This window comes from uncultured Pelagimonas sp. (assembly GCF_947498515.1).
In the GTDB taxonomy this organism is placed as follows: Bacteria; Pseudomonadota; Alphaproteobacteria; order Rhodobacterales; family Rhodobacteraceae; genus Pelagimonas.
In genome coordinates, this window is the sequence record NZ_CANMKO010000005.1 from 119,971 (window position 1) to 141,003 (window position 21,033).

15 protein-coding genes are annotated in these 21,033 nt (G+C 54.5%); 12 read left to right on the forward strand and 3 right to left on the reverse strand.

Features of this window, described 5'->3' with window-relative positions; genetic code table 11:
• The first annotated feature begins 191 nt into the window (after positions 1-191).
• The 8 genes from Q1A43_RS10975 (at position 192) to Q1A43_RS11010 (ending at position 11,147) form a co-directional block, all read left to right on the forward strand.
• The gene (locus Q1A43_RS10975) at positions 192-1,223 is read left to right on the forward strand and encodes a LacI family DNA-binding transcriptional regulator (protein WP_299923454.1); all 1,032 of its coding nucleotides are present in this window, start codon (positions 192-194) and stop codon (positions 1,221-1,223) included.
• Positions 1,224-1,338: 115 nt separating this feature from the next.
• Entirely contained in the window at positions 1,339-2,634 is a 1,296-nt protein-coding gene (locus Q1A43_RS10980; RefSeq protein WP_299923458.1) for a sugar ABC transporter substrate-binding protein, read from the forward strand.
• Between the two features lie 165 nt (positions 2,635-2,799).
• A complete protein-coding gene (locus Q1A43_RS10985) occupies positions 2,800-3,738 on the forward strand; it encodes a carbohydrate ABC transporter permease (RefSeq protein ID WP_299923461.1) in 939 nt (312 codons plus the stop codon).
• 11 nt (positions 3,739-3,749) lie between these two features.
• Positions 3,750-4,583 carry a carbohydrate ABC transporter permease gene (locus tag Q1A43_RS10990; RefSeq protein WP_299923463.1) on the forward strand — a complete coding sequence of 278 codons (834 nt, stop codon included), beginning with the start codon at positions 3,750-3,752 and terminating at the stop codon, positions 4,581-4,583.
• Between the two features lie 21 nt (positions 4,584-4,604).
• Positions 4,605-5,609 (forward strand): ABC transporter ATP-binding protein, encoded by a 1,005-nt coding sequence (locus Q1A43_RS10995; RefSeq protein ID WP_299935040.1) that lies wholly within the window; start codon positions 4,605-4,607, stop codon positions 5,607-5,609.
• A complete protein-coding gene (locus Q1A43_RS11000; protein WP_299923632.1) occupies positions 5,606-6,385 on the forward strand; it encodes an L-iditol 2-dehydrogenase in 780 nt (259 codons plus the stop codon). Before Q1A43_RS10995 ends, Q1A43_RS11000 begins: the two co-directional genes overlap by 4 nt.
• Complete coding sequence (locus Q1A43_RS11005) at positions 6,373-7,866, forward strand: mannitol dehydrogenase family protein (RefSeq protein ID WP_299935043.1); 1,494 nt, start codon at positions 6,373-6,375, stop codon at positions 7,864-7,866. Before Q1A43_RS11000 ends, Q1A43_RS11005 begins: the two co-directional genes overlap by 13 nt.
• A gap of 404 nt (positions 7,867-8,270) precedes the next feature.
• Positions 8,271-11,147 (forward strand): PAS domain-containing protein, encoded by a 2,877-nt coding sequence (locus Q1A43_RS11010; RefSeq protein ID WP_299935046.1) that lies wholly within the window; start codon positions 8,271-8,273, stop codon positions 11,145-11,147.
• On the opposite strand, the gene Q1A43_RS11015 is transcribed toward Q1A43_RS11010, so the two are convergent.
• Positions 11,144-12,544 (reverse strand): PLP-dependent aminotransferase family protein, encoded by a 1,401-nt coding sequence (locus Q1A43_RS11015; protein ID WP_299935049.1) that lies wholly within the window; start codon positions 12,542-12,544, stop codon positions 11,144-11,146. The two genes, Q1A43_RS11010 and Q1A43_RS11015, sit on opposite strands and share 4 nt — an antisense overlap.
• A 58-nt stretch (positions 12,545-12,602) precedes the next feature.
• Positions 12,603-14,654 (reverse strand): molybdopterin-dependent oxidoreductase, encoded by a 2,052-nt coding sequence (locus Q1A43_RS11020; RefSeq protein WP_299935052.1) that lies wholly within the window; start codon positions 14,652-14,654, stop codon positions 12,603-12,605.
• 157 nt (positions 14,655-14,811) lie between these two features.
• Here Q1A43_RS11020 and Q1A43_RS11025 point away from each other — a divergent pair, with 157 nt between their 5' ends.
• Complete coding sequence (locus tag Q1A43_RS11025) at positions 14,812-16,248, forward strand: DUF6880 family protein (protein ID WP_299935055.1); 1,437 nt, start codon at positions 14,812-14,814, stop codon at positions 16,246-16,248.
• Between the two features lie 3 nt (positions 16,249-16,251).
• Here Q1A43_RS11025 and Q1A43_RS11030 read toward each other — a convergent pair whose 3' ends face one another.
• Entirely contained in the window at positions 16,252-17,157 is a 906-nt protein-coding gene (locus Q1A43_RS11030; RefSeq protein ID WP_299935058.1) for a LysR family transcriptional regulator, read from the reverse strand.
• 79 nt (positions 17,158-17,236) lie between these two features.
• On the opposite strand from Q1A43_RS11030, the gene Q1A43_RS11035 reads away from it, so the two are divergent.
• The 3 genes from Q1A43_RS11035 to Q1A43_RS11045 are packed head-to-tail and all read left to right on the forward strand — an operon-like array spanning position 17,237 to position 21,028.
• Positions 17,237-18,334, forward strand: a complete 1,098-nt coding sequence (locus Q1A43_RS11035; RefSeq protein WP_299935061.1) for a dipeptidase — start codon at positions 17,237-17,239, stop codon at positions 18,332-18,334.
• 39 nt (positions 18,335-18,373) lie between these two features.
• Positions 18,374-19,969: an ABC transporter substrate-binding protein gene (locus tag Q1A43_RS11040; RefSeq protein WP_299923490.1), complete on the forward strand. Its 1,596-nt coding sequence runs from the start codon at positions 18,374-18,376 to the stop codon at positions 19,967-19,969.
• Positions 19,970-21,028 carry an ABC transporter permease gene (locus Q1A43_RS11045; protein ID WP_299935064.1) on the forward strand — a complete coding sequence of 353 codons (1,059 nt, stop codon included), beginning with the start codon at positions 19,970-19,972 and terminating at the stop codon, positions 21,026-21,028. It begins immediately after the preceding gene.
• Positions 21,029-21,033 lie beyond the last annotated feature (5 nt).

The window sequence follows — 21,033 nt, forward strand, 5'->3', positions numbered from 1 at the left end:
CCTCCCTCCGGTTTTTCGGGGGAAATGTTCCGAATGGACAGGGGGCTCCGAGTTGCTTGAAATACGGTCAAGCTGCTGACCCAAGGCGATGTTGAGCCGCCTGAAACAGGTATTGCCTTGACGTATCGTAGTTGACGTTCGTAACTTGTCTAAATTATCGCGCGCTACCTTTAAGGGCATCAGGTGTTAAAATGAGTCACTCGAAAATTCGCAATATGGAAGAATTTGCTGCTCTGAGTGGTATTTCTCGCCCGACTGTATCCAAATATTTCAATGATCCCGAAAGCGTTCGCGCGTCGACTCGTGCAAAAATTGAGGAGTCTCTCAAGAAGTACGACTACCAGCCAAATGTGTTTGCAATGAACCAAAACAGGCGCACGACTAAGAATATCGGCGTTGTGGTTCCGAATCTTGCAGACCCGTTTTTTTCCGAAATTGGACGCCGGGTCGAACTGGCCTGTATCGATGCGGGGTATAGCCCCATTTTGCTCAATTCACACGGCAACCCGGCGATGGAGCAGGACAATCTAAATTCGCTGAGATCGTTGAAACCGGCGGGTGTTCTCCTTGCACCATTTGGGCGAACGTCGGACTTGGATGCTGTGCACGCCTTTGACGAGGATTTCCCGCTTGTCTTGTTTGACGCCAATATGTCCGATGTCGGTCAGGCCTTTGTCGGAACCGATAACTCTCAAAGCGTCAACCTCATGGTGGAATACCTTTGTCGGAGCGGCGAAGCGCCTTGTTTTTTTGAAATAAAATCTGCGCTTAACCCAAATGCTAACAAACGGCGTCTGGCCTATATTGAAAGCATGGAACGGCACGGGCATGAACCGCGCATCTTTCAGGTTGACGGCGAAGGTTGGAACTTCGAAGAAATCGGAAGCATCGAAGGCGGGCGCCTATTGTCTGCCAAGGCCTTTAACACAAACACCATCTTGTGCAGCAATGATCGCTTGGCGATTGGCATGCTCTCGGCGGCCTATGGCCTTGGCCTCCGGGTTGGGCACGGCGCTGGGTGCGACCTTCGAATTGCAGGCCATGATGATCACCCATTTTCCAGATTCACCTGCCCGCCTTTGACCACAATTGCACAAGATTACGAAGCCATCGCGAATCGCGCCGTGAGTGAATTGTTCGGGATGTTAGAAAACAATGAACGCCTCTCAAACCGGACCGAGACCACATTTGAGGGCCGGTTGATCATGAGGGACAGCGCCTAAGTCATTGAATGTGCGCCTGCAATCCCTATCTTTTACGCGCGCAAAATTTTAATTGACTTCGCGTCGTGTCCGCAGGTAGCCTTATCACTATCATCCAACGAGGAGGAATTTTGGGATGTCTATTAAGAAAGCACTTTATGCTGCTACGGCAGTATCGCTTTTCTCAGCAGGCGGCGCACTTGCGGACGACCACGCGAAAGAGCTCACAATTGCGATCGTGAACAACGGTCACATGATCAACATGCAGAAAGTTGCAGAGGCATACACTGCTGAAACAGGTGTTGCCCTGAACTGGGTTTCCCTGGAAGAAGGCGTTCTGCGTGATCAGGTAACATCCGACACAGCAACCGGTGGCGGCCAGTACGACATCATCAATATCGGCATGCAAGAAGCACCAATCTGGGGTGCTGCTGGCTGGATCGAAGCACTGAACTTTGGCGCAGAATACGACGTCGATGACATGCTGCCAGCGATGCGCAATGGTCTGTCCCATGAAGGGACGCTTTATGCTGCGCCTTTCTATGGCGAAAGCTCCATGGTCATGTACCGCAAGGATCTGACAGACGCAGCTGGCGTCACCATTGCTGACAATGACAGCTGGGACAACGTCAAAGCAGCCGCCGCTGCTATGCACAACCCAGACGCAGGCGTCTATGGTGCGTGTCTTCGCGGCAAGCCAGGTTGGGGCGACAACATGGCCTTTGTCACAACCATGGTTAACTCCTTCGGTGGTGCATGGTTCGACAAAGACATGAAGCCAACAATTGAGTCCGACGAATGGAAAGCTGCGATCAACTTCTACGTTGACCTGCTGGGCAACTACGGCCCTCCCGGTTCCGAAGGCAACTCCTTCAACGAGATCCTTGCTCTTTATAACGAAGGCAAATGTGGCCTTTGGATCGACGCAACAATCGCCGCTTCCTTCCTAGAAGTTGACGGTGTCGCCTACGCTCAGTCTCCAAACGCTGGTAACCCAGTGGGTGCAAACTGGCTCTGGGCTTGGGCCATGGCCGTTCCAACGGGTTCGCCAAACTCCGAAGCAGCACACGCGTTTATCGAGTGGGCAACATCCAAAGCCTACATCCAGGCCGTTGGCAACCACGCCGACTTTGGCTGGGGCAAAGTGCCAACAGGTACACGTGCCTCGACATATGCGATCCCTGAGTTCCAGGCCGTTGCGAAATTTGCAGCCGCTGAGATGGCAGCCATTGAATCTGCGGCTCCTGAAGCAACAGACATCAAGCCATATGTTGGTGTTCAGTTCGCAGCGATCCCTGAGTTCCCAGAGGTTGGTTCCGCTGTCGCTCAAGAAATCGCAGCTGCTCTGTCCGGTGCGAAATCTGTAGACGAAGCTCTTGCCGCGTCGCAAGCCGCAGCAGACTCGATCATGAAAGAAGCGGGCTACTACTAAGCCGCCCCGCACTAAGAGAAGGCCCGACATGTTCGGGCCTTCCATTCAACACCAGTCATTGCTGCAATCGGCAATTTAATCGCACAGATTCGCAATGCCCGCCAATCGACCATTCAAATAATTTACAGACAAAGCGAACACCGTGTTCCGCTGGGGGTCTAGGTCATGTCTAACAGAACGCTTCCACGTTTACTTCAATCACCAGCTGTTTTGCTGCTGTTGGTCTGGATGCTAATCCCACTATCGATGACGCTTTACTTTTCGTTCATCCGATACGTCCTTAACAACCTGCGCCGACCAGAGTGGACAACTCCGTCTCTGAGCAACTGGCGCGGCTTCGGCAACTACGAATTTGTTCTCAATTCCAAAGATTTCCTCTTTGCAATTCAGAACAGCCTCTTCATTGTCTGCAGCATTCTCTTCTTGACGGTGTCGCTCGGCATTCTGATCGCTGTGCTGATCAACAAGACCTTTCCGGGTCAAGGCATTGTACGAGTTTTGCTAATCTCGCCATTCTTTGTCATGCCTGCCGTGAACGCGGTCTTGTGGATCAATATGATCCTTGATCCGGTGCTCGGTCTGCAAGGGATCGCTGTTGGTGGCATCAACGAAGTGATCAGCGGGCTCCGTGACGCACCCTTGATTGGTTGGTTCTTTTCGCTTTGGCCAGAACTCACGCCGATCTCGTTCCGCGCCACCCAGACATCAGCATATGCCGTCATCATCATGGTGACATGGCAGTGGACACCCTTCGCCATCCTCATCTTTATGACGTCGCTACAATCAGAGGATCAGCAGCAGAAAGAGGCCGCGATCCTAGACGGGGCAAGCAATTGGTCGATGTTCAGGTTCCTCACCCTACCGCATTTGGGACGCCCCATTGCGATTGTGGTGATGATTCAAGCGATCTTCCACCTCTCGCTCTATGCAGAAATCGAAATTGTAAGCCGGGGCAACGGCAACAAGAACCTGCCCTACCTAATCGGTGAATTTGCCAACAACAACATCGGTGCCGCCAGCGCCACGGGCATCTTCGCCGTAATCCTCGCCAACATCGTCGCAATCTTCTTGCTGCGCATGGTTGGCAAGACCTTGATGGAATAAGGGGCAGACCAATGGCAATTGTTGCACAAACCTCAAAGTACGGAAAAACAGGTCGCACTATCTTGGCCTGGGCGGTTGGGCTTCTGTTCTTCTTCCCAATCTTCTGGCTGGTCCTGACCAGCTTTAAAACAGATGCCGACGCGGTGAAGCCAGAGTTCCTATTCTTCTTCACGCCGACACTCGATAACTACCTGAACATGACCGAGAATTACGACTATTGGCGCTTTGCCAAAAACTCGGTGATCACGTCGGTATTTGCGACGGTCTTTGGCCTAGCAATCGGTATCCCCTGCGCCTACTCGATGGCGTTTAACCCAAGCCGCTCGACCAAAGACGTGTTGATGTGGATGCTGTCGACCAAGATGCTACCGGCCGCGGCTGTTCTCTATCCAATGACGTTCCTCACCAAAAGCCTGGGCCTGTTTGACACCCACTTTATGGTCATTCTGGTGCTCTGCCTGATCAACCTCCCTATCGTGATTTGGATGTTGTTCACCTACTTCAAAGAGATCCCAAAAGAGATCATTGAAGCTGGCCAAATGGATGGGGTGAACACCTGGGGTGAAATCAAGGAAATCCTTATTCCGCTCGCTTGGGGGGGGATCGCGTCAACGGCTCTGCTTTGCTTTATCTTCTGCTGGAACGAAGCCTATTGGACGGTCCGTCTAACCACAATTGACGCCTCAACTCTCTCCAAACTCATCGAAGGTAACCGCGCACCAGAAGGTCTGTTCTTTGGACGCCTCTCCGCTGTCTCCGCGGCTGCCGTTGGCCCCATCATCGTGTTGGGCTGGTTCTGTCAAAAACAATTGGTCCAAGGTCTCACCTTTGGCGCCGTCAAGTAATTCCGAGAATAGGAAAAGATCATGGGACGTATAGTACTTGAAAAGGTCACCAAGAACTTTGGCGACACACAGGTGATCCCGCCATTGGATCTGACCATCGAAGACGGCGAATTCGCTGTGTTTGTCGGACCCTCCGGTTGCGGTAAATCCACGCTTCTTCGCTTGATTGCAGGGTTGGAGGAAACCACCTCTGGCAAGGTTCTCATCGACGATCAGGATGTTACCGAAATCTCTCCTTCAAAGCGCGGGCTTTCAATGGTTTTCCAAACCTACGCGCTTTATCCGCACATGACTGTTCGCAAGAACATTGCCTTCCCAATGCGGATGGCTGGCATGAGCGAAGAGGAGCAAAACAAGCGCATTAATGCGGCAGCTGAATCTCTGAACCTCACCGATTATCTGGACCGTAAACCGGGTCAGCTTTCGGGTGGCCAACGTCAGCGTGTGGCCATTGGCCGTGCCATTGTGCGCGATCCGTCTGCCTTCCTCTTTGACGAGCCATTGTCGAATCTTGACGCGGCCCTGCGGGTTGGAATGCGGCTTGAGATCACTGAAATGCACGAGCGCATGCAGACGACAATGATCTATGTGACCCACGATCAGGTCGAAGCCATGACAATGGCCAACAAGATTGTTGTTTTGCAAGCTGGTGTCATTGAACAGGTCGGTAGCCCGCTTGAGCTCTATCACAAGCCCCGCAACAAGTTCGTTGCTGGCTTTATCGGCAGCCCCAAGATGAACCTGATCGAAAGCGACGAAGCGAAAAAGCATGGCGCGACAACCATCGGTATTCGCCCCGAGCATATCGCGGTTTCAGACTCTGATGGTATTTGGAAAGGCACCGTTGGCGTCGCCGAACACCTTGGCTCTGATACCTTCATCCACATCCATGGCATTGACGGCTGTGACCCATTGACTGTCCGCGCTGCTGGGGACGTTTCGTTCAAACATGGCGACACTGTTTACCTGACACCGGACGAGACCCAGATCCACAAGTTTGACGATATGGGTCTGAGGATAGACTGATGCAATTGGCTGGAAAAACAGCCCTGATAACTGGTGCCGCCCGAGGAATCGGGCGGGCCTTTGCGGCGGCCTATCTGAACGAAGGGGCGCGTGTGATCATTGCTGATATTGATTACGAGCGGGCCGCACGCACCGCAAAAGACCTAGACCCCAAGAATGCCTTGGCGGTTGGAATGGATGTCACCGATCGCACCAGTATCGATGCGGCCCTAAGCGAAGCGGATCGCCACGGGTTTGGCGACATCGACATTCTGATCAATAACGCCGCTCTCTTTACCGCCGCTCCAATCATTGAGATTGAAGAAGCCGATTTTGCGCGCTGTTTCGACGTGAACGTAAAAGGCACTCTGTTTACCATGCAGGCCGTTGCAAAACAGATGATCGCGCGGGGACAGGGCGGCAAGATCATCAACATGGCCAGCCAAGCAGGTCGGCGCGGCGAACCCCTTGTTGCCGTATATTGCGCCACCAAAGCAGCAGTCATTAGCCTAACGCAATCCGCAGGTCTGGATCTGATCAAGCATGGGATCAACGTCAATGCTATTTCGCCGGGCGTCGTAGACGGCGAGCATTGGGACGGCGTTGATGCGTTTTTTGCCAAATACGAAAACAAAGCACCCGGTCAAAAGAAGCGCGAAGTCGGTGCCGGCGTCCCTTTTGGGCGCATGGGCACACCAGAAGACCTAACCGGTATGGCCATCTTTTTAGCCAGCGATGCGGCACGTTACATCGTCGCGCAAACCTACAATGTGGATGGTGGACAATGGATGAACTGATCTCGCTTTCGAACGCAACACTTGATCAATTGACCGTCAAGCGCCCAACCTATGACCGCGCAGCGCTAACACCGGGCATTGTCCATATTGGGGTTGGGAATTTTCACCGTGCCCATCAGGCGTGGTATTTGCACCGCCTTATGCAGGCGGGTGAGGCCCATGATTGGGCGATTATTGGCGCTGGTGTGCGTCCCTATGATGCGGCCATGCGCGAAAAGCTTTTGGCTCAGGATTGTCTGACAACTCTGATCGAATTGGACCCCAACAACGTCTCCGCAGAGGTCGTTGGATCCATGATCGATTACCTTCCGATAGAAACCGGCAACGCGGCTCTCATTCGGCAAATGGCAGACCCGGCGATCCGCATTGTTGCAATGACCGTCACCGAAAGCGGCTACTATATTGATCCTGTTACCAAAGGGTTCGACGCCAGCCATGCCGATCTGGTCTATGATGCGGCCCATCCTGACGCGCCGCAAACGGCATTCGGCGCAATTGTTGCGGCCCTGCGTTTGCGCCGCGATGCTGGCTTGGCTCCCTTTACAGGTCTGAGCTGTGACAACCTACAAGGTAACGGAGACATCCTGCGTCAGACGGTTGTGTCCCTGGCCCGGCTGTCTGATCCCGACCTCGCCGACTGGATCGACACCAACGCGACATTTCCAAATTCCATGGTTGATTGCATCGCCCCGGCCACGGGGCCCAATGAATTGGCCTTGGCCGCGGACTTTGGGATCAAAGACGCCGCTGTCGTCACCCACGAAGCTTTTCGCCAATGGGTTATCGAAGACAAGTTTTGCGCCGGGCGTCCACATTGGGAACAGGTCGGAGCCACCATCTCGGATGATGTCCACGCATTCGAAACGATGAAAATCCGCATTCTGAACGCGGGCCACCAAGTGATCGCCAATGTGGGGGAAACGCTTGGCATTGAAACCATTGCTGAATGTATGGCGCATCCGAGCATTGTGGGTTTCTTTGGCAAGGTTCAACGCTCGGAAATCGCTCCTACCGTGGCCCCTGTCCCCGGCAAGACCCCCGCAGAGTATGTTGACCTCATCGAAGACCGTTTTTCGAATCCACGGATTGTCGACACGACCCGCCGTGTGGCTTTTGACGGATCGGCGCGGCATCCCGGGTTTGTTTTGCCAATATTGCGCGACCAACTTGCGGCGGGGCGGTCAGTAGAAGGGCTTGCTTTGGTTGAGGCGCTTTGGGCCCGCATGTGTGCGGGTACGCGCGAAGATGGGTCCGTCATCGAGGCAAATGATCCCAATTGGGATGAACTCACTCAGGTGGCTTTGGCCGCCAAAACACGGCCACTGGCGTGGCTCGAACAAAGCAATATTTACGGCGACCTGTCGCAGGCCGCTCCATTTTCGGATGCGTTTTGCAAGTGGCTTGCCCTGATCTGGGCCCAAGGCTGTGTCGCGGCTCTGAACGAATATGCACAGGTCTCCCAAGAGGCTGCGTCGGCCTAAATTTACGTCCTTGTAGGTGGTTGGATCACCTCTGAGCTAGATAATCAGACCCCTGCCCTTAACCAAAGGAGGCAGGGGCCGCTTTCAACCATCATTCGCCTAACCCTAGATTGTTTTCCCGGTTATGTGGCACCAGTTTCCTTTAGGATTTGACCCACATTCCATCAAGCCGGCATGGCGTTCCGAATGGTTGTGTAACACCGCGTGCGCCCGAACTGCTATTGGCACGGTCAGATCCCAACCAATGGCTGCACCAGTATCCCGAGAGGAGATGCAAACTATTTCGCGTGTAAGAACGAAAGTGACATTCAAATATCTCTATTTGAGTAAAAACTGCATTTGATAAACATGCGTAGCATCAAATCTTCTTGGTAAATTGGTCAAGTTGGTAAATGCTGATGCCTATGACGCAGGCCGACGACTCTTCTCTCAATCAACTGGATTCCGCTTTGCATCATCTTCTGGTGCAACGCCCGTTTGCCGGTTTGGCAATGGCCGAGCAGTTGAATTGTTTTGCAGAAACGATCAACCAAGTGACAACGGCCTATCGAGTTACGGTTTGGACCCTGAGCGCAGATCTGCGGTATCTAAAACGTGTCGCCGTCGCCGCAGACTCATCAAACGATCCACCCAAGGTGTTGGGTGTCGATGCATCTATCCTTGCCATTCTCAAGACCTCTGATGTCACGACCTCGAACACCGAAAACCGCGATGCGTTGGATGCGATCCTTGCTCAATTGCCCCAAGGAAAACTGGATGCTCTCGCATTGTGCCCTTTGGTGCAGAACGGCGACATCTACGGTGCTTTGCTTCTCGAGTACCACCGGCAAGACGCCAATGACGCGCAGAACGTGCCGTCGGGCAATGAATCTCGTTTTGCTCAGGCTGTGGCCGGGTTGATTTCACTCTCTATGGCTCAGGCTCAGTTCGTCGAAACGGACAGTACCGTTGCCGACTACAAAAAGCGACTTGGCATTTTTTCTCAAATGGCCGTCGACCGCCTATGGGAAACCGACAAAGACCTCAAAGTAACCTCGGTCATCAGCGGCCCCACAACTGTCGCGCCTGAAGGGGCCCATCTTATCGGGTTACGCCCGTGGGAGGTGGCAACCCGGCGTCCTTTGCACGGTGATTGGGGGCCAACCGTCACCGCCATGGAAAACCGTGAGGTCATCAAAGATCTGACCCTCGTTGATTACAATCCCGACGGGAGCAAAAGCTACCGCGAAGCAAATGGTGAGCCTCAATTCGATAAAGATGGTCAGTTCACTGGCTATATTGGGGTGACCCGCGACATCACCGATCGGATCGTCCGAGAGGCGGAACTTAGCACTATTGATCAACGCTATCGCAACGCGTCGAAACTCGCACACTTGGGCCATTGGATTTGGGACAGGAACGCAGATTGTTGTTCCTATTGCTCACCGGAGATGGCTGAAATCTTTGGTGTCTCAGTTGATGAATACTTGGGGCGAACCACGTCTTTTGCAAAGGATCAGCTCTGGTATCACCCTGACGACCGAGATCGTTATCGCGACCTTGTCGAAACGGCCTGCGAGACCGGCTCGGGCTGGACCATTACGGTGCGCATTACCCGTGACGACGGCTCAATCCGGCATCTCAAACAATGGGCCGAACCCGGATATGACGATACCGGCCGGGTGGTCTCTACGCTTGGGGTGCTATTGGACGTCACAGATCAGGTCGAACTCAGCGAAGACCTTAAGGACAGCCGCGCCAAGCTGGCCAATCTGGTCGACAACCTGCCCGGAGCCTTGTTTCGGATCAAGCTCGACGACAATTGGTCAGCGGTTTACCGCAGCAAAGGCTACTACCGCCAATTTGTTGAACCCTCGCGCCAGTCTGATGATTGGGACACATTTGGCAGCGAAAGCCTGTTTCAAGTTGATGATGCAGACAAACGATATTTACGGCAGGTGATTGAAGACGCAGTTGCCCAGAACAAGCCGTACGAAATTGAGTATGGAGTCACCACTTTAGATGGGGACCAACGCTGGGTATGGGAACGCGGGCGACCAGTGCTGGCGGAGAATGGCGACATCGAACTCGAAGGCATCATGATTGACGCCACCGAAAAGCACTTGACCGAACAGGCCCTCGTCAAATCTCAACGCGGCGAAGCCATCGGACAGCTCACCGGCGGTGTGGCACATGATTTCAATAACCTACTAGCGGTAATACTTGGCAACCTTGAGTTGGTTCGCGACGATATCACCGACCCCAATTTGCTCAAAATGTTGGATGCCAGCATCAACGCAACAACCCGCGGCGCCGATCTCACCCGCAACATGCTGGCCTTTGCGCGCAAAGCCAAACTGGAACCAACCGAGCTAAATCTGAACGATCTCATTCTGAATACCCAAAACTGGATCATGCGTACATTGCCCTCTCATATCGAGGTCAACACACATCTGGCCGATGACATCTGGACCATTCGCGCCGACCCAAGCTCAACCGAAAGCGCTTTGCTTAACCTTATTATCAACGCACGTGACGCTATGCGCGAGGGCGGCAAACTAACCATCGAAACCGCCAATCTCGTCATTGATGCCGAAACGATTCAAAGCAAGTTCGAGGATATTGATCCGGGCGAATATGTGATGATGGCGGTAAGCGACACCGGACATGGGATTTCGAAAGACACGCTAAAACAAGTGTTTGAACCCTTCTTCACGACCAAGGCACCGGGTGATGGTTCTGGGCTTGGCCTTTCAATGATCGACGGGTTCATTCGTCAATCTGGCGGAACAGTCCGAGTCTATAGCGAAGAACGCGTTGGCACGACGTTTAAGCTCTTTTTCAATGCCATGACCCCGCCTGACACCCCCCCCAAACCGCCGGTTTCTGCGGCACCTGTACACAAAATTCAGCAAGGCGGCCGAATTTTGGTCGCCGAAGACGAAAGCGGCGTGTTGACCATTCTTGTCTCGGTTTTGCGCAAGGCGGGTTATGATGTTGTTGCGACGTCCTCGGGCGATGCCGCGCTGGCGATGTTTGAGCAGGACCCGAACTTTGATCTTTTGGTCACGGATGTTGTTATGCCGGGTCACTTGCTTGGCCCTGGTCTGGTTCGCGCTCTGCGCGCTATTCGCCCCGACCTTCCGGCGATCTTTTTGACCGGTTATGCAGCAGAGGCCACCGTGCATGGCAACGGTTTACGACCAGAAGACATCCGTTTGATGAAACCAATCCGCCGGGCAGAGTTGTTGTCAACCATCGCCGAAGTGTTGCAGACGACAACACAGAGCGATCCAGATTAATCGGGTGCAAAACAAAGTTTCAACCGGTCCAGCGCCGCGCTCATGTCTTGGATTTGATAGCCACAAAACCCAAGGATCAGACCGTTTTCGCCCCTTGGAACAAACGCGCATTCCGAAAGCGCTTCGATATCCACGCCAAGATTTTGCGCGCGCGCGGCGACGGTGGTGTCACGCAAACCGCCTTTCAAATGAAAGACAACCTGCATCCCGGCTTGATGGTCTTGAAACTGGCCGAATTTCTCAAAATCTTGCGCTAGCCTATCGAGCAAATACCGACGGCGTTCGCCATAGACCCGCCGCACCCGGCGCAAATGGCGGTAAAACTCGCCCGACTCCATAAAATCAGCCAAGGCCTGTTGCGGCATATAACTTGCTCGTAAACCAGTTTGACGGATCGCCCCACGAAACCGATCCATCAAATCGCGTGGGGCAACGATATAGCCCAGCCGCAAAGCATTTGAGAAAATCTTGGAAAAGCTACCAATATAAACAGTGCGATTTAGCTGATCGAACCCGGCCATGGCCGGGATTGGCCGCCCGGCATAGCGAAATTCGCTGTCGTAGTCATCTTCGATGATCCAACTGTTATTGACGTCAGCCCAGCGAATAAACTCCTGACGCCGGCTTGGAGTCATTGCGCCACCTAGCGGATATTGGTGTGACGGTGTCAGGACCACGACCCGTGGTGTTGGCTGACTTTGCGGTAATTGCGCGCCGCCAGCATCAATAGCAAGCCAGTGCGATTTTAACCCCTGTGTTTGCGCAAAGTGATGGATCGGCTGGTACCCCGGCGTTTCAATGCCTATGGTGTCACCGTTTTGCGCCAATCCACGCAGGCAAATATCAAGCGCGTCCGACGACCCGGCCGTCACAATCACCTGATGCCCCGAGGCCTGAATACCGCGCCAGTCCGCAACATGCGCCGCAATGGCGCGGCGTAGGTCGAAATTGCCAAACGGCCCGCCACCAATCAACATCGCTTCTGGATTGGTGCGACAGACCCGCGCCACCGCCTTGGCCCATTGCCGATAGGGAAAGAGGCGCATATCGGGTTGACCGGACTCAAAGGGAACTGCCAACCTCTTCGTTTCCGCTGTTTCGTCCTGAGGATTTACACGCGTGCTTTCTAACTCAACCTCGCCCATGGCGCAGACGGTATAGCCCGACCCTTGAACACTTTGCAGATAGCCTTCGGCGACAAGCTGTTCATAGGCGGTGACCACGGTTGACCGAGACAACCCAAGTTCCGTCGCAAACACCCGCGTCGCCGGTAAACGTTGCCCCTGTCGCAATTCCCCTGCGGCAATTGCTGCGCGCATCGCCGTACAAATCTGTTCAAAGATCGGTATCGGAGATGTGCGGTCAATCGAAAAGCCAAGCCACGGCGTTTGGGTCATATTGGACTGCTGAAACTATTCATTCCAGAACGCTACAGCAGTGCCAATTGAACGACAATCACCCCACCGGTCGAACATCAACAAAGGTCTCGTTGTAACAGGCCCCGTCTTCGATATCCGTTCTGACATCCGAAGGGATCAATGCATTGACGGTAAACCCGGTGGACGAGCTGGCCCGCCATGTGCCTTTGGGTGAATAGAGCACGCCGGGCCGTGTCGCGTCACTGATTTTCAGTCGCAAACGCACGTCACCACGCGTGTTCCAAACGGACACCTCTTGTCCATCTCTCAACCCACGTTCCAATGCATCGGCCGGGTTGATTTCAACAATCTCAGGTCCCATTGACGCGGTGTCGCTGCCAAACGTTGCGTTGGTCCGCTTGTCCGAACTTGGCGTGATCAAAACAAACGGCAGGTCTTGGTCCACCGACACATAGCGCGGCACCCCAAAACCGTTTTGGGCCTCATAGTCCGCGCTAAACAGCTCGATCTTACCAGAGGGTGTCGCAGGTTTGACCGTGTCACACATGATCATCGGCACACCATCCTGTGCGGTCAATTCAATCGCGGCATCTAGGGCGATCTGACTGGGCTTACAGCCTTTCAAAAGCGGATGATCACCATCAATCGCCTCATCGATCAATTGCCGGTCGCTTGCCTGAAACACGGGATCGGTATAGCCAAAACGCGCCGCAAGCCGACGGAAAATTTCGGTGTTGGGAAGGCTTTCACCAACACAGGGGATTACCGGTTCGGCCCGTTGCAAATAGTTCTGGCCATAGGCACCATAAATGTCATCAAACTCAAAATGGCTCGCGGCTGGCAGGATCACGTCACACAACGCCATGCTGTCGGTCATCACCACATCACAGCCGACCAGAAACAGATCTTCACGCATCAAGCCATTGATAAGATTAACTTGATCCGGATGGGTCGCCACCGGATTGTGGTTGTAAATCATCGCAGCGGTGATCGGAGGATCAAGTTGATCATCTTGCAACGCCGCGCCAAGATCGACGATATTGAGCACCCGTGTACCGGGTTTTTTCAGGTGGTCGCCTTGCAAACGAGCCGTGGTTTTGGGCGTAGCAAGGCCAGATTTCGCCAACACTCCGGCCCCAAGTCGCCCATGATGCCCCGTCAACGCAGGCAGGGCCATTGCGGCGCGTAGCCCCGAGCCACCGGATTTCCCCCGCTCGATCCCATTGCCAAGCGAACAGGCCATGTTTTTTGCGGCGATGATCATGTCGATCAAAGCATTAAATTGCGCCAACTCAATACCGCAGGTCTCGCTCACCACCTCGGGCGTGTACTGACGCGCTTGGGCCATATAGGCGTCAAACCCCTCGACCCACGCTGCGATGAACTCCAAATCCAACGCCCCGCGCCGTTCCAATGCCGCCGCCAGCCCCATGGCCAAGACAACGTCGGTACCGGGGCGCAACATGACATGCATGTCACATTGTTCGGCGATCTTGATTCGCTTGGGGTCAATGATCACCAACTTGCCACCTTTGGCGCGCATCTGCTTTAACAAAGGGGCCAAGTGCAAGTTGGATACGGTGACATTGTTGCCCCAAACCAGCACAAGATCGGACTGCAAAACCTGCATCGGAGGCATGCCCGGCGCGTTGCCAAACAGGCTCGAATAGGCGCCACCGCGCACACCACCGCAAAGCGGCCCGCGGTTAAGCATTGTTGCGCCCATCTGATAGAAAAACCGCCGATCCATCGACCCGCCCGCCAATTCCCCATGAGGTCCGGCGTAGTTGAACGGCAAAACGGTCTCCGGCCCATGGGCGGCGATGGCACGGGTGAACCCGTCATGCACCAGATCCAAGGCGTCATCCCAAGTGATCCGCTCATATTGGCCCGATCCGCGCGGCCCAACCCGACGCAGTGGATGGGTAAGCCGAGCTTTGCCATGGACAAAATCCGGGTAATAGCGGGCCACTTTGTTGCAAATAACGCCATCAGTGAACGGATTGGCCTTTGATCCTTTGACCTTGACCAACTGTCCATCCCGCACTTCGGCCGTAAGGCTACAAGTGTCGGGGCAATCCAACGGGCAAACGCTAGGGTGCAATTGAGGCATGGAATCAAGGGTCATAGCAGCAAATCTTTCGTATTGGTTTGTCCTTTTAGCCGTCTGGGAGGCAACCATTAAGCGCCAAAAATGTGAAATTTGACCAGTCCAATTTTGCGAAAGCCCTTGGACAAGCCGCATCCTGCTTGCACCTCTAAAATGGCGCTGTCACAGTCGCGACATGTCAAAGAAGACCCTAAATGCACAAAACCTTGCGGCACTAGGAGCCGACCGGCTGGCCGAGTTGTTGATCGATGTCAGCACAGGCAGTGCCGATATTAAACGTCGGTTGCGCTTGGAGTTGAGCCACAACCTTGGCCCCCAAGAGTTGGGTCGCGATGTGCGCAAACGGTTGGTCACCCTACGCCGATCCCAAAGCAATATTGGCTGGCGCAAGCGCAAAGCTTTTGTCAAAGATCTGCAAACTCAGGCCGAGATGATCACCGCGCGTATCGCCCCAGATGACGCGGCGCTTGGTTTTGATCTGCTTTGGCAATTTCTGGAACTCGCCCCGGCGGTCTTTACCCGAACCGATGACAAAACCGGTGAAATCACCGAAATGTTCGATAACGCCCGCTCCGCTTTGGGGCCGATTGCGGAACGGGCCTTGCTTGACCCCGAGGCTCTGGCTGATCGGGTTTGGAACGCCGTTTCCGAGGACGGGTTTGGCACCTTTGACGGCATCATCGCAACGCTTGGTCCTGCGCTTGGGACCACTGGGTTTGGCCACCTCAAGGCCCATATTGATGCCTATGAAGCTGAGCCGCTGCAAGAACCCGAGATGGATCACGAGGCCTTGGCGTTTCTACAAGCCTTGCGCAGTGAGTCCGGCAATTACCATGCCGAGAAAAAGGCCCGCCTTATTCGCAATCTGCGCAAAGACATCGCCGAAGCTGAGTGCGATACCGACGCGTTGATCGCCCAATATGCCCCCGCGGCCCTGCTCCATCCCGGAACAGCCGCTGAAATCGCCACCCTTTTGATGGCGCAAAATCGTGTCGATGAGGCGTTGGAGTATCTGGAAAACGCGCGCCCAGACGGGCCCGAAGACGGGCAGGCCGACTGGGACGCCGCCTATATCACCTGCCTTTTGGCGCGCGGCGACAAAGACGCCGTGCAGGCCCATCGCTGGCAGTGTTTTGAAACTCGGCTTGATGTTGACCATCTGCGCGCGCATCTGGCCGAACTTCCGGATTTTGACGATGTCGAGGCCGAAGATCGCGCCCGCCAATATGCGCAAGATTTCCCCGATATGGGCGCCGCACTTGCCTTTTTGACCGATTGGCCGGATCACCCCGGCCTCGCGACCCTCGTGTTGAACCGCCCGCATGACTTGCTCGGCCTGTCCCCGTCCGCACGTACCCAAGCGGCCGAAGCTTTGCGCCTGCGCTTTCCCTTGGCGGCCGTTTTGGTGTGGCGCAGCCTGATTGTGGACATTCTCAACGATGCCAACCGCCTGCAATATGGGCAGGCAGCGGATCACCTTGCCGATTGTGCCGCCCTAGATGGTGAGATCGAGGATTATCTGGATCAGCCAGATCACACCGCGTTTTTGGCGGCGCTTCAGACCCATCATCGTCAGAAAACTCTGTTTTGGAAAAAGCTTGCCAACACCTAACCACTAGGCGCTGGTAAAAGGGTTCTTCAACGTGTGGAGGCGCAAGTGCCGCATGAAAGCCCGCGCGATGGCAGGGCTGCGATGGGCTTCGGGGGTTGCGAAATAGCTACGGTATTCAATGACCGGCGCAAAAGGTCGAAAGACCAGATCGTCAGAGCGGTACTGCATCACCGGAAACGGATTGATCACAGTAACACCAAGCCCCTCTTTGGCCAAATCGACGGCCGCAAAAGAGGTCGAGGCTTCGGCCACGACAATGGGCGCACTTCGAGCATTTGTGAACATCCGATCCAGCTGCGCACGCCGGGCATGGCGGCGCGACAAGGCAATCATCGATTGGTTGTGAAGGTCTTCGGGCGTGATCGTCTCTTTGGCGGCCAACTCATGCGTTTTAGGCATGGCGCAGACCGCATGAGACGTCCGATACGGCACCAATTTTACACCCTGACGCGATAGTTCAACTCCGGTCAGACCCAAATCAAAACGCAGTTCCTGAATGCCTCTGATCACTTCATCGGATGATGCAACTTCGAGGCTAACAAAATAATGCGGGTTGGCCTTTAGAAACGCCGCAATGTGGCGCACCAAGAACCTATGGGCGTAAGTCGGGGGGGCCACCAAACGCAAGGTTTCCTGCGCCGGGGTTGGTGGCCCGTCAATGCGGTCCAACGCTTCAAACAGTGGGTCAAGCCGCCGGTTCAATTGCACCGCTTCCGATGTCGGGACCAACCGCCCGCCATCGCGCTCAAACAGCATCTTGCCGGTGCGCGCCTCAAGGCTCGCGATGGATCGGCTGATGGCGGATTGCGAAAGACCCAACCGGACCGCCGCCTTGGACGTCGTGCCGCTTTCCATCAATGCGCGAAGTGCCTGATATTCGGGCAAACTGTGCCAAGATCGCGTCGCCATAGGGTGCCCCTGTGTAAATATCATGCCTCTATGATCTATTATCATATTAAAAGGTGTCGCCTATGACATTTTCTTTCATATGCTTGGGGTCTGCGACACGAGGGATGTATCAATATTGTCAGCGCCAACACGACCTTTGATTTTCGACGGCCACAATGATGTGCTTTTACAGCTTTTCCGGGCTGGTGGTATCTCGGCGGCAGACCAATTCATTACAGGACGCAATGGAGCAATCGACTCGCCTAGATCCGCGCTTGGAGACTTTGGTGGCGGGTTCTTTGCGGTCTACGTTCCCTCATCAGTTGATCTTGATTTCAAGTTCGAGGAAATGGCTAAGCCCGCTTATGATCTACCATTACCCGATCCAATCGATTGGGAAGATGCCTTTCCGGTGGTCATGGCCCAAGCCGCCATTCTCTTCGAACTAGAGCGTCGCGGTGCCTTAACTGTTTGCAAGTCCGCCGCTCAGATTCGGGAAACACTCGCTAACAACAAGATCGCCGCGATCTTTCACATCGAAGGGGCCGAGGCGATTGATGCTGACCTCCACACACTCGATGTGCTGCATCAGGCCGGATTGCGCTCGCTTGGGCCCGTTTGGAGCCGCTCAACGATTTTCGGCCATGGGGTTCCGTTTCGTTACCCAAGTTCGCCAGACATCGGCCCCGGCCTAACCGATCACGGGTTAAGATTGGTCAAAAAGTGTGATGATCTCAATATCATGCTGGATCTATCCCACCTAAACGAAGCCGGATTTTGGGACGTGGCGCGACATTCCAGCAAGCCATTGGTGGCAACACATTCAAACGCCCACGCCATTTGCCCGCACTCACGCAACCTAACCGATAAACAGCTCTCTGCGATTCGAGAAAGTGATGGTATGGTGGGGCTGAATTTCGCAGTGGCCTTTCTGCGTGATGACGGGCGGATGATTTCCGATGTGCCACTGACCCAGATGATCAGACATCTGGACCATTTAATTGAACATCTGGGCGAAGACCGCGTTGGCTTTGGCTCAGACTACGACGGGGCAATTGTGCCCGAGGAGCTGACCTCGGTTGCCGAGTTGCCCAAACTTCGACACGCGATGGAACAGCACGGGTATGACAACGCGCTCATAGCCAAACTGTGCCATGAAAACTGGCTACGCGTGCTGGAAAAAACATGGGGGGCCTAACCCCCGATTGCCAGATTAACGATAGGAGAGGAAATAAAGATGAACGCCTTTAACAAACTGCTTAGTGGGGCCGCGATGGGCCTGGCGCTTAGCGTCACATCAATGGCAGCCTATGCCGAAACCCCCGCAAATATGCTGGTGATTGCGCACCGCATTGATGACGTCACCACCGTTGATCCGGCCGAAAGCTTTGAATTTGCAGGTTCGGATATCAGCCGCAATGTCTATGGCCGTCTGGTCAACCTAGACCCCAATGATCTGGCTGCGGGTTATCAGCCCGATCTCGCCGAAAGCTGGGACGTTTCCGAGGATGGCAAGACCATCACCTTCACCATGCGCGAAGGTGTCAAATTTCATTCTGGCAACCCTGTGCGGGCCGAAGACGCGGCCTTTTCGCTACAACGTGCTGTTATCCTGAACAAAACCCCGGCTTTCATCCTGACTCAATTCGGGTTCACCGCGGAAAACGCGGCTGAAACCATCAAGGCCGACGGCAACAAGCTGATCATCACAACCGACAAGAAATATGCCACGTCTTTTGTGTTGAACTGCCTCACCGCCACCATCGGCGGCATTGTCGACAAAGAAACCGTCATGGCCAATGAGGTCGATGGCGATATGGGTAACACGTGGTTGAAAACCAACTCGGCGGGTTCCGGCCCATATGTGTTGTCGAGCTGGAAACCAAACGAAGCGGTCACGCTGACGTCAAACCCAGACTACTATGGCGGCGCACCGTCGATGGAACGCGTCATCGTGCGTCACGTTCTTGAATCTGCGTCCCAGCGTTTGCTTTTGGAACGCGGTGACATCGACATCGCGCGGAACTTGAACCCAGAAGACATCGCCGGTGCCATGGGGGCCGAGGGTGTCAAAGTGGTGGATGAGCTCAAGGGCCGTCTGATGTATCTGGCGCTGAACCAGAAACATCCGGTTCTGTCCAAGCCCGAAGTTCGTCAGGCCTTTAAGTATCTGATCGATTACGAAGGCATGCGCGACAGCTTCCTCAAGGGTCAGTACACCATTCATCAAAACTTCCTGCCCGCTACCTACCTTGGTGCCTCGGACGAAACGCCGTTCACCTATGACATTGAAAAGGCCAAGGAACTTCTTGCGGCTGCCGGTGTCGAAGGACTGGAAATCGAAATCGGTGTTCGCGAAGCCCAAGAGCGCATGGAAATTGGTCAATCCTTCCAAAACGCTGCGGCGCAGGCTGGGATCAAGGTCAACATCACCGTTGGCACCGCCAAACAAATCCTGGCGCGCTACCGTGCCCGCGAGCTTGACGTGTACCTCGGCGCTTGGGGTCCGGACTATCCTGATCCACAGACCAACGCCGGCACATTTGCCTATAACCCGGACAACTCGGACGCGGCCAATGCCACCGGATTGCTGGCATGGCGCACCGGTTGGGATCCTGAAGACCTGACCGACAAGGTTGCCGCCGCTGTGACCGAAGGTGACAAGGACATGCGCATCAAAATGTATCACGAAATTCAGTCGGAATTCCGCGACAAATCCCCATTTGTTGTGATGTTCCAACAGATTGAACAGTCGGCGATGCGTGACAATGTCATGAACTTCTCAACCGGTCAGGCTGTGACCTCTGCCGCTTATTGGCAGGTCACCAAGTAAATGGCGCTGACCAACGACACAAACGGGGGGCACCTTCGGGTGCCTCTTCCGGCGTGGTTGAAAACCACTTTTCTCACGCTTGGCTCAATCGCGGTCACCCTGCTTGGGCTGCTTTTCATTACGTTTATTATCGGCCGCGTCATGCCGATCGACCCTGTGCTTGCTATTGTTGGCGAACGGGCGTCGCAAGAAACCTATGACGCCGTGTATCATCAGCTTGGGCTGGACAAGCCGCTTTTGGTGCAATTCCTCTATTATCTTTGGGATGTGCTGCATCTCGATTTCGGCACCTCGCTGCTCAATGCCCGACCGGTGTCCGAAGACATCGCCCGCGTCTTTCCCGCCACGATGGAACTTGCCACTTTGGGCATTATCATCGGCGTGGTTCTTGGTGTGCCGCTTGGCGTCCTCGCCGCCGTGCGCAAAGGATCGTGGATCGATCAGGTTGCCCGCGTCCTCGCCCTTGTTGGCTATTCCATGCCGATTTTCTGGCTTGGCCTGATGGGTTTGCTGGTGTTTTACGGTATCTTGGGTTGGGTCGGAGGCCCCGGTCGCGTTGGTATCTTCTACATTGATGTTGTGCCTCAAGTGACCGGGATGATCCTCATCGACGCGGCGATTGATGGCAATTGGGACGTGTTCAAAGACGCCTTTAGCCACATCATCCTGCCGGCCTCCCTGCTGGGTTATTACTCTCTCGCCTATATTAGCCGCATGACCCGGTCGTTCATGCTCGAACAGCTTAGCGCCGAATACATCACCACCGCGCGTGTCAAAGGCATGTCGGAATGGAATGTCGTTTGGAAACATGCGTTTAAAAACATTCGGGTTCAGCTGATCACTGTCATTGCCCTATCCTATGCGGGCCTTCTCGAAGGGTCGGTTCTGACCGAGATTATCTTTAGCTGGCCGGGTATCGGAAGCTACATCACAACCGCCCTACTAAGCGCCGATATGAACGCCGTTTTGGGTGGCACCGTGGTTGTCGGGCTGATCTTCATCCTCCTCAATATATTCTCTGACCTTCTCTACAAGGTCTTTGATCCTCGTGCGAAATAAGGCCA